Below are 11,919 nucleotides of genomic sequence, written 5' to 3'. Positions count from 1 at the left end.
TTTAATATATTTCCCGAGGGGTTGTCAAGGTATATGCTGGACCCGTAGGACGGCTCCGGGGGCCATTAACATTCCCTGGCCGCGATGCCGGATATCGCTCAAAAGTTTTTGAGGCGAAGCAGGATGAGCAAACTGATGGTGGTTTATGACCTGACGGCGGACTTTTAAGGAACTGGCAATGACCAGATGTGATTAGGGATGTTAAAGTATATGATCTTTTATCCACAGAGACACAAAGATAAGTTTGGCCCCCATTTATTCTTTTTAACCTTTGGTTCTCTGTGCCTCTGTGATTCTGGAAAGTTACCAGTATTAGCCACACCAGAGGGAGATAAGCGCCAGCGTCCTGTATCGCCTACGCTATCCCAGCCCTTCGACGGCGGTGGTTTTAGTACTGATGATCGCCATGAAATCGTAATCTTTACACATAAAAGGATATTCCCCGCGCTACCGTCAAGGTTGCTTGACTATTCTGCGACGGGATAAAGATTTCGTGGTTGGTATAGTTCCTGATGATGCCGACATATTGGCGAACTTTTTTATGGGCCATTGTTTGAGGCTCTGGGATGGGGAGATCTTGCATTCTGGGTAGGGCACCCAAGTCAACATTCATGGGGTCTTCAAACACCAACGACGATGGTTTGCCTTGGCTAACGGGTTGATATCCTCGTTGGTCGGTAGCACATGCAAAGATTAATGCCATTAATGGCAATACAAGTATAATTTTTGAGGTCTTGCACATGACTGCACTCCCTGCAAATGTAGCTGATTTTTTAATCAACGGGCTCGTAGCCAAATGCTGGTGGCAAACTCTCTTGACGAGGAGTTTGTTTGTAGCCCATTTTTGCTTTGGCTGGTTTGGTCTCAAATTCATATCCAACTATGTCACCGTAGCGGTTGTACTCTATGCGTTTTAACTTTTTACTGTAGTTTATCATGGTAATTGCTCTAGCAAATTGTACCGGGTCGCTGTATCCCTGTCGGTCTCGCCATGGCCAGTAGGACACAATATCACCAGCATACCCACCTAAAAACCAAAAGCCCCAGCTTCCCAGTTGCCCGAAACGATCATCCTTGTAGTAACCTGTGGCATAACCATCGGTATTATCCGTATCAATACGGACAGAATGATCAACAGTTGCGCATCCACAAAAACAAAAGCTTACCAACACAATTAAGCCAATTGCCATCGTATGTCTCATTTTGCAGCCCTCCCTGCTCTTTAAATAGAAGCTTTTTAGGGGATGTCAACAATATTTTTTAAATAATTTCCTAAACCTGTCTTAAATTCAATTGTAGCCCTGGTTGTTGGCCGTAATCTAACCATTCTCAGGCATCTCTACTGGTTCTCCTGTCAATGCTGCTACTTCTTCCAGCAGGACTCTGAGCAGGTCGGCCTCCGGGACCTGGCGGACCAGTTCGCCGTGTTTGAACAGGGCGCCGACCCCTTTGCCCCCGGCAATGCCGACATCGGCCTCCCGGGCCTCGCCCGGACCATTGACCACACAGCCCATAATCGCTACCTTAAGCGGCTGTTTTATAGACCTCAATCGCTGTTCCGCGGCTTCGGCCAGACTGAACAGATCAATCTGACAGCGGCCGCAGGTGGGGCAGGAGATCAGTTCGACGCCCCGATTCCTGAGATGCAAGGCGCGCAAAATCTCATAGGCTACCCGCACCTCTTCCACCGGGTCGCGGGTCAATGACACCCGGATGGTGTCGCCAATCCCTTGTACCAGGAGCATGCCGATACCCAGGGCCGATTTCACCGTACCGGCAATCAGGCCGCCGGCCTCGGTGACCCCCAGATGCAGGGGGTAATCTACCAGCCGGCCCAGCTCCTGATAAGCCGCGACATTAATCAATACATCGGAAGATTTGAGAGAAATCTTGAAGTTGTCAAAGCCCCAATCCTCAAACAGGTGCACCCACCTAAGGGCGCTCTCGACCAGGGCCGGGGCGGTGGGCCCGCCATGCTGGGCCAGGAGATCAGCCTCCAGGGAACCGGAGTTGACTCCCAAGCGCAAGGGCCGTCCCAGTTCCTGGCAGGCCGCCACCACCGGCCGGGTTTTGTCAGGGCCGCCCAGATTGCCGGGGTTGATCCGCACCGCGTCGGCGCCGTGCTCCAGGGCTGCCAGGGCCAGCCGATGATTGAAATGAATATCAGCGATGAGGGGGACCGGACTGGCCGCCCGGATTTCCTTAAAGGCCTGAACTGCCTCATGGTTAGGGATGGCCAGGCGCACCACCTCGCAGCCGGCCGCGGCCAGACGCTCAATCTGGCTTAAGGTAGTGTCCACCTGACAGGTATCGGTGTTGGTCATGGACTGCACCACCACCGGGGCCCCACCGCCGATCTGGACGCCGCCGACCGAAATGGCTTTAGTATGCCGCCGATGTCTGGTTATCACATATCTATCTTCCATGGTTTAGGGCAACCCAAAGCAACTTCTTGGCTCAGGCAGCTGGCCGGTGCCTTGGAACCGGCTGGAAGCCTGTACCAGGGTTTTTTAACATTGGGTAATCTATTTGCAAAAATTAATCAAATCCAGCCTCTGAGGAACAGATTTAGCCATCTGGCTTTAAGCGGGCAGGACGCTCCCTTCAAAGGCCTGGTACTCCAACAGGTCTTCAATTCCGCAATCGAAATATTGACAGAGGCAATCAAGATGCTCCCGGCGGATTTGGTGCCATTGGTTCTCGGCCAAGCGGATCAGAACGTCTTTAGTGATCTCGGTTTCCCTGGCTAGCCGCCCAAAATCCAAAATCTGATTTTTTTCCATCAGTTCGTTGAGCTTACAGATTATCATACTTCCCTCCTCTGGATTTTCCAAGGTCGGGGGGACCCGGCGGGGCGCCCCTAAGCGGAGGATAACTACTAGAGACGCTGGTTTTTACCGGAACTGATAACTAACCTCTGGCTACTTACCCTTCCTCTGTCCTGGTCACCTTTATTTTACTGATTTCCTGACACCCGTCAACCTAACAACATGGCGGCCAGGAAGCGAAAGATCGGCATAATAATGAAGTTCAACACCCCGGTATAGAGCAGGATCAGGATGATCACAAACCCCACCGGTTCCAGTTGAGCATAATAGCGGTCCAGAGGACGGGGCAACAGATGCAGGAGCACATGGGAACCGTCCAGCGGCGGGATGGGGATAAGATTGAATAGAGCCAGGAAGATATTGATAATACAGCCATAATAGCACAGACGGACCAGCCCCGGATTATCCCCGGCGAATCGCAAAACCACCGCAAAGATTACCGCCAACAACAGATTACTGAGCGGCCCGGCAACACTAACGGTAATTTCTCCCTGGCGATAATTACGATAATTTAAGGGATTGACCGGCACTGGTTTGGCCCAGCCGAACAGGATGCCGGCATGGCTGAGCAGCAGGATGGCCGGGACCAGGATAGTGCCGATCGGATCAATGTGGACCAGAGGATTGAAACTCAAGCGGCCATAATTTTTGGCAGTGGGGTCGCCGTTGAGCAGGGCGATATAGCCATGGGCCACTTCGTGGACGATAACCGAAAAAAATAACACCACCACCATCAAGGCAATGTCGATGGCGGTTCTCATCTGCAGCATGGATGTTTAGACCTGTTCCACCAGGGCTTGCCCGGCCTGCTTCAACTTCTCTAAACCCTCGAGACTGTGGGCTTCGAGATAGAGGCGCACCACCGGTTCGGTCCCCGAGGGCCGCAGGCACAGCCAGCTGCCGTCCTCTAGGATATACTTATGGCCGTCGATGGTAATATGCTGGGTGACGGCCAGACCGGCAATCCGCTCAGGGGGGGTGGTAAGGCGGGCCAGTAGGCGCTGCTTAACTTCCTCTGCTAAACGGAGATTGATGCGCCGAGTGTAGACCGGCCCTACCCGGGCAAATAATTCGTCCCGCAACTGGGGAAGATCCTTGCCTTTCCGGGCCACCATTTCGGCGACCAGCAGGTCGGCCAGGATGCCGTCTTTTTCCGGCAAGTGGCCTTTCATGGAGAAGCCCTCGCTTTCTTCGGCGACCATGGTAACCTTATTTTTGAGGATAAAATCTCCCAGATATTTGAAACCTACCGGAGTTTCATAAACCGGCAGGCCATGGTAGGCGGCGACCCGATCAATGAGGTGGGTGGTGGAGACGCTGCGCGCCACGCCATCCTTCCACCCCCGGGTCTCCACCAGATAATCCAGCAACAGCGCCAGGATCTCGTTAGCTTCATGATAATCTCCCTGGTCGTCAATGACCCCGAAACGGTCGGCATCGCCGTCCACCGCCAGCCCCAGATTAGCGCTGCTGGTCTTTACCCTGTCCTGCAACTCGGCCAAGATCTCGGCCGAAGGCTCCGGCTGCTGTCCGCCAAAATAAGGGTCCCGCCAGTCGTGCAGGGTCTCAACGGTCACCCCGGCTTCCTGAAGAAAGCGATCCAGATAGCCCCGGCCGGTTCCATAAAGCGTATCGACCACCACCTTGAGACCGGCCCGTTTAAGAATGCTGGTATCCACTTTGGCGGCCAGGTCGCGTAAATAATCATCCCGCGGGTCAATATCGGTCACCAAAGCCTGGCGTCGGGCCTCAGACAGGGGCAACATCTTGATATCTTTATGGCTTACTTCCTGGATGATGGCTTCGATGGCATTGGTCACCGGGTTAGGGGCCGGCCCGCCCCAGGCCGGAGAAAACTTGAGGCCGTTGTAAGGATAGGGATTATGGCTGGCGGTGAAATTGATCCCGCCATCCCGCTGGTCATGGACAATGGCGAAGGTTACCACCGGGGTCGGCGCATCCCGGGTGGTCAGATAGCTGGCCATGCCATTGCCGGCGATAATTTCGGCCGCCGCGGCAGCAAAACTTTCGGATAAAAAGCGAGTATCGTGGCTGATAATCAGCCCCCGGGCTCCCAACCCTTCTTTCCGCAAGTAATTGGCGATCGCTTGACAGACCAGACGGACATTGTCAAAGGTAAAATCCTCAGCCAGAAGTCCGCGCCAGCCCGAAGTTCCAAATTTAATTGCGGTCATGATTCCTCCCTTGCCAACCGGTCGATTAACTTATCGTCGTGGCTTCATAAATTCAAACCCGATAATCTATAATTGCCGAAAAAACCTCCTCACCGTTCAGCCAGCGGTCCATCAGGTTGTCCAGATCATTGTGAAGCAGAACATTAACGGCCTGGGCCAGATCCATATAACCGGACTCCAAGCCCAGGGTCTTGGTCCCCTGCAAGAGTCCGGTATGGATGGCCACCGATATTTTCTGCCGGTGGATATAACCACCAATGCCAGCCAATGGGTCTCCGGTCTCCAATCCGATTTTACATTGTTCGGCCCGGCTCGAGCTCCAGGCCCGACAGCCCAGAGGCCGTACTTCATAGAGAGAGCAGCGGTTATTTTGTAAAAATATGCATGGCAATTGCGGTCTGGCGTGAACTATGGCCTCCAGATCCTTGCCGTCAACAACCTGGATGTTCTTCTGCGCCTTGACCGCCAGAGCCTGCTGATCATGGTCAGTAAATTTTCTTTGCAGGTAATCCCCGATCTGAAAGGCCTCGGGGGGAGTTATTAATATCTGATGATAACAACAGAAGCTGCAGCCTGCTTTACAGGCCACGGGTTGGAGGAGTTCTCCGAGTTCTTGTTCTACCCGCGAGATAATCTGACCCGCAAACCGGTGAGCCTGGGAGGCCAACTCCAGAACTTTAGCCCTGGTCTGGCCGTCCCTCAGCATTTCCAATACGGTCTTTTTTTCGACCTCCCGGAAATCAGCCTGAAGATTAATTTCCGGCTGGCAACCCCAAGACTCGCCGTCCTCAGGATGGGTCAACTCTGCTTGTCCTTATATTGCTAAGGTTAATTACCATCTGCGTCTCAAGGAAAGGTGAAGACCCTGGCTCAAGTGCCGAGGTCGAATGAGGCCAGATATTTTTCCTGTTCCGGGGTCAGGGTGTCGATTTCAATACCCATGGCCACCAGTTTAAGCCTGGCGATCTCTTTATCGATTTCCACCGGCACCGAATAAACCTTCTTTTCCAATTTTTGGTGATTTTTAAAGATGAATTCCGCGGAGAGGGCCTGATTGGCAAAGCTCATATCCATCACCGTCGAGGGATGACCTTCGGCGGCCGCCAGATTGACCAGGCGGCCTTCGCCCAGGACATTGACCCGCTTGCCATTGGTCAGAGTATATTCATCGACAAAATCACGGATGCGCCGCACGCCGGTGGAGATGGCCTTTAGACTGCCCAGATCCAGCTCCACATTAAAGTGCCCGGAATTACAAACAATAGCACCATCCTTCATGCTCAGATAATGTTCCTGGCGGATGACATTAATGTCCCCGGTCAGGGTACAAAAAATATCTCCGACCGACGCGGCCGCGGCGATCGGCAAGACCTGGTAGCCATCCATCACCGCTTCCAGGGCCCGCAAGGGTTCGACTTCAGTGATAATCACCCGGGCCCCCATGCCGCGGGCCCGCATCGCCACCCCGCGGCCACACCAGCCATAGCCCGAGACCACAAAGACGCTGCCTGACATCAGCCGGTTGGTGGCCCTTAGGATGCCATCGATGGTGCTCTGGCCGGTGCCATAGCGATTGTCAAACATGAATTTGCTCTGGGCATCATTAACCGCAATCATTGGGTAGGCCAGCACCCCCTGTTGCGCCATGGCCTTCAGGCGAATCACCCCGGTAGTGGTCTCTTCCGTGCCCCCTAAAATATCGGTGAGGAGTTCTTTACGCTTGCTGTGGGCGGTAAATACCAGGTCAGCCCCATCGTCCATGGTGATCATCGGTTTAAGATCCAGGGTGGCATGAATATGCTTATAATAGGTGTCCCCGTCTTCGCCTTTAATGGCGAAGACGGGGACTTCTTCAAATTTGGCCAAATAAGCGGCCACATCATCTTGGGTGCTCAAGGGATTGGAAGCGCACAGCCGCAACTGGGCACCGCCCGCCTTCAGGGTCGACATCAGCACCGCCGTCTCAGTGGTGACATGCAAACAGGCGGCCAGGCGCAGACCTTGCAATGGTTTTTCCGCCTTAAACCGCTCGCCAATCGCACTGAGCACTGGCATATCCTGGCGGGCCCATTCGACTCGCAGCTTACCCTTCTCGGCCAGGGATAGGTCTTTGATATCATATTCCATTATTTATACCTCAGAATTTTCAAAGTGATTTCATAAAAATGGCAGGGTATGCGGTCGCCCTGCCCCGCCGGAATCGAGAATCGTCTCCAACTCACAGACCGGCTTTTTCTTTTAACAACTCCACCCGGTTGGTCTGTTCCCAGGTAAAATCTGTGTCCGCCCGGCCAAAGTGTCCGTAACAGGCGGTTTTCTTGAAAATCGGGCGCTGCATATTGAGGTAGCTGATCATGGCCGCAGGCTTAAAGTTGAAGGTGCTTTTGATAATCTCCAGCAGTTGAGAGTCCGGGATAGTCCCTGTGCCATAGGTATAGACCATTATGGAAAGCGGATCGGGAAGGCCGATGGAATAAGCCACCTGCACTTCGCAGCGTTTAGCCAAGCCAGCGGCGACGATATTTTTGGCCACATGGCGAAGCATGTAGGAGGAGGTGCGATCGACTTTGGAGGGGTCTTTGCCAGAAAATGCGCCCCCGCCATGATATCCGGCGCCGCCATAGGTGTCGACAATGATCTTGCGGCCGGTCATACCACAGTCTCCCAGGGGGCCGCCGACCACAAAACGGCCGGTGGTGTTGACCAAAAACTTGGTACCGGCGTGCAGCAGATGCGCCGGGATGGCCTTTTTGATGACCTCCTCGATGATACTTTCTTCAATCTGCTTACGGGTAACTTCGGGAGTGTGTTGCGCCGCCACTACGACGGTGTGGATGGACTTGGGGGTGCCGTTTTCATAAGTGACGGTCACCTGGGTCTTGCCATCCGGTCGCAAAAAGGGCAGTATTTCCGACTTGCGCACATAGGCCAGACGTTCGGCCAAGCGATGGGCATACCAGATGGGCATCGGCATCAATTCCTCAGTCTCATCACAGGCATAGCCAAACATCAGGCCCTGATCACCAGCGCCTTGCTCTGGAAATAAACCGCGGCCATCAACACCCATGGCAATATCCGGGGATTGTTTGTCAATGGAAGTAATAACCGCGCAGGTTTCCCAATCAAATCCCATAGAGGAATCGTTGTAGCCGATCTCTTTGATGGTTTCCCGGACAATACCGGGCATATCGACCACTGCCGTAGTAGTAATCTCGCCAGCGATAAAGGCCATACCAGTGGTAACCAGAGTTTCAGCCGCAACTCGGGCATATTTATCTTGGGCAATGATCGCGTCTAAAATCGCATCCGAAATCTGATCAGCGACTTTATCAGGATGTCCTTCGGCAACCGATTCGGAAGTAAAAAGAAAATCTGAAATCGCCATGCATTGTGCTCCTTGTCTACAAATTAACCCCTGCATAAATGGGGTTGAGCAGCAAAATTTTTAAATTATAACAGAAAAATCATTAAAAAGACAAGGATTTTTTGGGGAAAGGCATTCTGGCCTGATTTTGCGCGTCTACCAGGATGATCAGGGGTTGGTATTGCTGCAATTCGGCCTCGCTATAAGTAGCATAAGTGGTGATGATAATCAGGTCCCCGGGCGCACCTTTACGGGCCGCGGCGCCATTCAGGCAAATGACGCCGCTGCCCGCCTCCCCCTCCAGGGCATAAGTCTGAAAACGTTCGCCGTTGGAAATGTTATAGACGTGGACCATTTCATAAGGCAGGATATTGGCCAGTTGCATCAGGCGGCAATCAATGGTCAGAGACCCTTCATAATGCAGATCGGACATGGTAACTGTCGCCCGGTGAATTTTTGATTTGAGCATGGTGCGCATCATGATCTGGATTCCTCTAGTAAAAAATTATCAATCAATCTCGTCCGCCCGATCCGCACGGCCATGGCCAAACGAGCGGCACCTTGGATAATATCGACCTCAGCAAGGGTGGATGGCTCTACCAGAGAAACGTAATCAACAACTGTCCCGGGGCTATGATTGAGCATTTGCGAGACGGTAGCCATCAGCCGGTCCCGCCTGACCTCCCCGTTGGCCACCAATTCTTGGGCACCCCGCCCGGCTTTATAAAGGCAAAGAGCTGACTGCCGTTCCTCCAGAGTCAAATAACGGTTGCGGGAACTCATGGCCAACCCGTCTGGTTCCCGGACGATGGGGCGGCCTACGACTGCCAGGGGCAGATTAAGATCGACTACCATCCGCTGAATAGTGACCAGTTGCTGGTAGTCCTTTTCGCCAAAAACCGCGATGTGGGGCTGCACCAGGTTGAATAACTTGAGCACCACGGTGGTAACCCCCCGGAAATGCGTGGGCCGAAAGGCGCCACACAGCCCTTGGGTGAGCTGTTCCACCGTCACATAAGTTTGATAACCAGGAGGGTACATCGATTGTGGTTCCGGGGCAAAAAGTACATCCACTCCCACCTGCCGGGCCAATTCGCAGTCCCGAGCTTCGTCCCGGGGATATTGCTCCAGATCCTCATTGGGGCCGAACTGGGTGGGATTGACAAACAGGCTGACCACCAGCCGGTCGCCAACCGTACGACCATACTCCATCAGGCTCAGATGTCCTTGATGAAAAAAGCCCATGGTCGGTACCAGCACAATCCGTTGCCCGGCCGTCCGCCATTTTAGGGCCTGATCTTGCATGTCCTGAGGACTTCGGATGATTTCCACAACCTGCCCTAACCCGCAAAAAAAAACTCCAGACCGAGTCGCTGGAGTAAACACCCCACTTTTATCAGGCGAGTCTCGGTCCATCAACTTGGATCCAAGCTCCGGGTCAGATAATAAACCCTTCAGCTAATTTTTAACATATAGGTAATAAAAATGTCAAGGCATAGGATATTTTAGTAATATTCGTTTCGATCAATCCAATGCCTTTCAGAATGACATATTCGCTTTTTTAAAAGTTGCCCCAGATTACCTTTTTTTTCACTGCTCGCTGTTCAAGCAACTCCAGGGCGCTGGTACGGATGCCCTCGGCATCGAGGCCATATTTGCGGCGCAGGATTTTCGGGCTGCCATGTTCCACAAAGGCATCGGGGAGGGCCAGGCGTTTGACCGGAATGCCATACAGGCCGTGCTCGGCAAACAGTTCCAGGACCGCGCTGCCAAACCCGCCCATGGCCACATTTTCTTCCACGGTCAGCACCCGCCCATGACGGGCTGCCAGGCTGAGCAACTGGGCTTGGTCCAGGGGTTTGACAAATCTGACATTGACCACGGTGGCGGAAAAATTCCGCTTTTGGAGTTCCTGGGCGGCACTAAGCGAGGGATAAACGCAAGCTCCCAGGGCCAGGATGAGCAGGTCCTCGCCCTCCACCAGCACCTCGGCTTGGCCAAGAGGAATTTTATGCAAGGTCGGCGACAGTGACACTCCCACACCGCTGCCGCGGGGATAACGCATGGCAATGGGCCCCTGATGATTGAGCGCGGTGTAGAGCAAATGCCGCAGTTCATCCTCATCCTTGGGGGCCATGACCGCCATATTGGGCAGGTGTCTCAGATAGGACAGATCAAACAGCCCCTGGTGGGTTTCGCCGTCTTCGCCGACCACGCCGCTCCGATCCAGGGCAAAAACCACCGGCAGGTTCTGGAGACAGACATCGTGGAGCAGTTGGTCGTAGGCCCGCTGCAGAAAAGTCGAGTAAATCGCCACCACCGGCCGCAGGCCTTCAACAGCCAGACCCGCGGCAAAGGTGACCGCGTGCTGCTCACAGATGCCGACGTCAAAAAAGCGGTCGGGATAGTGGAGGCGGAAGTTGACCAGACCGGTACCTTCCGGCATGGCCGCGGTAATAGCTACAAGGCGCTTATCTTCGGCAGCCAGTTTCACCAGGGTATCACCAAAAACCTCGGTATAGGACGGGACCTGATCGACGCTTTTCTTGGGTTCGCCGGTCTCCAGATCAAAGCAGCCCAGGCCATGGAAGCCGGTCGGATCGCACTCGGACGGTTTATAACCCTTGCCCTTGGTAGTCAGCACGTGGACTAGCACCGGTCCATTCAAGTTTTTGACATTATTGAGAGTTTCGATCAGGTGGTCTAGCCGGTGGCCCTGAACCGGACCCAGATAAGTAAATTTTAGCGCCTCGAAGAACATGCCCGGAGTCAGAAAGGACTTGAGAGATTCCTCGCTCTTACGGGCCAAGGCTACCAAATCTTCACCGATACCGGGGACAGAGCGCAGAAAACTCTCGATCTGTTTTTTCATATATACCATTATTTTCCCGGTCAGCTTGCGGCTCAGATAGGAGGACAAGGCCCCGACATTAGGGGAAATTGACATCTCATTGTCATTTAAGATGACAATCAGATTCTTATTAAGGTCGCCGGCGTTGTTGAGGCCCTCAAAGGCCAGTCCAGCGGTCATGGCGCCGTCGCCGATCACCGCCACTACCCGCCGCCGCTCTTGCTTTAGACACTTGGCGGTGGCGACGCCCAGCGCCGCCGAGATCGAAGTGGAGCTGTGGCCGGTATCAAAGGTATCGTAGGGGCTTTCGGCCCGTTTGGGGAAGCCGCTGATCCCGCCGAATTGACGCAGGGTGCGAAATCTAGATTTACGGCCAGTGAGGAGTTTATGAGCATAGGCCTGGTGCCCGACATCCCAGATAATTTTGTCCCGAGGGGTGTCAAAAACGTAATGCAGGGCAAGGGTAAGTTCAATGACCCCCAAATTAGGAGCCAGGTGTCCCCCGGTCTTGGAAACGGTGTCAATGATTTGCGCCCGCAGCTCCTCCGCCAGTTGGGGCAACTGTTCCAGGGATAGCTTTTTGAGATCCTGGGGACTACGGATAGTATCCAGAAGACGCGTATTTCGGCCTGTTGCACGCGTTGGAAATTTACTCGTGAGGTGTTCGGAATTATCCATATT

General features: G+C 53.6%; 11 protein-coding genes. All 11 read right to left on the bottom strand.

The genetic code is table 11. From position 1 onward, the window contains the following. Positions 1–773: 773 nt before the first annotated feature. Positions 774–1,190 (bottom strand): hypothetical protein, encoded by a 417-nt coding sequence (locus JRG72_08830; protein MBW2135317.1) that lies wholly within the window; start codon positions 1,188–1,190, stop codon positions 774–776. A 129-nt stretch (positions 1,191–1,319) separates the two neighbouring features. Next, on the bottom strand, positions 1,320–2,426 hold the full coding sequence (gene ispG, locus JRG72_08825) for a flavodoxin-dependent (E)-4-hydroxy-3-methylbut-2-enyl-diphosphate synthase (protein ID MBW2135316.1): 1,107 nt from the start codon (positions 2,424–2,426) through the stop codon (positions 1,320–1,322). A 156-nt stretch (positions 2,427–2,582) separates the two neighbouring features. Further along, positions 2,583–2,810, bottom strand: a complete 228-nt coding sequence (locus JRG72_08820) for a helix-turn-helix transcriptional regulator (protein ID MBW2135315.1) — start codon at positions 2,808–2,810, stop codon at positions 2,583–2,585. Between the two features lie 167 nt (positions 2,811–2,977). Next, a complete protein-coding gene (locus JRG72_08815; protein MBW2135314.1) occupies positions 2,978–3,589 on the bottom strand; it encodes a site-2 protease family protein in 612 nt (203 codons plus the stop codon). A gap of 15 nt (positions 3,590–3,604) precedes the next feature. Next, positions 3,605–5,023 (bottom strand): phosphoglucomutase/phosphomannomutase family protein, encoded by a 1,419-nt coding sequence (locus tag JRG72_08810; protein ID MBW2135313.1) that lies wholly within the window; start codon positions 5,021–5,023, stop codon positions 3,605–3,607. Positions 5,024–5,075: 52 nt separating this feature from the next. After that, complete coding sequence (locus JRG72_08805) at positions 5,076–5,825, bottom strand: YkgJ family cysteine cluster protein (protein MBW2135312.1); 750 nt, start codon at positions 5,823–5,825, stop codon at positions 5,076–5,078. A gap of 68 nt (positions 5,826–5,893) precedes the next feature. Further along, complete coding sequence (locus JRG72_08800; protein MBW2135311.1) at positions 5,894–7,150, bottom strand: adenosylhomocysteinase; 1,257 nt, start codon at positions 7,148–7,150, stop codon at positions 5,894–5,896. Between the two features lie 91 nt (positions 7,151–7,241). Continuing rightward, positions 7,242–8,408, bottom strand: coding sequence for a methionine adenosyltransferase (locus JRG72_08795; GenBank protein MBW2135310.1), 1,167 nt, complete (start codon positions 8,406–8,408; stop codon positions 7,242–7,244). An 82-nt stretch (positions 8,409–8,490) separates the two neighbouring features. Next, entirely contained in the window at positions 8,491–8,868 is a 378-nt protein-coding gene (locus JRG72_08790) for an aspartate 1-decarboxylase (protein ID MBW2135309.1), read from the bottom strand. Continuing rightward, positions 8,865–9,803, bottom strand: a complete 939-nt coding sequence (locus JRG72_08785) for a pantoate--beta-alanine ligase (protein ID MBW2135308.1) — start codon at positions 9,801–9,803, stop codon at positions 8,865–8,867. The genes JRG72_08790 and JRG72_08785 overlap by 4 nt, the downstream gene beginning before the upstream one ends. A 145-nt stretch (positions 9,804–9,948) precedes the next feature. Further along, entirely contained in the window at positions 9,949–11,916 is a 1,968-nt protein-coding gene (locus JRG72_08780; GenBank protein ID MBW2135307.1) for a 1-deoxy-D-xylulose-5-phosphate synthase, read from the bottom strand. Positions 11,917–11,919: the final 3 nt, after the last annotated feature.

Source organism: Deltaproteobacteria bacterium (assembly GCA_019309545.1).
Classification (GTDB): Bacteria; Desulfobacterota; Desulfobaccia; order Desulfobaccales; family Desulfobaccaceae; genus Desulfobacca_B.
This window is presented reverse-complemented; position numbering and strand designations above follow the sequence as displayed.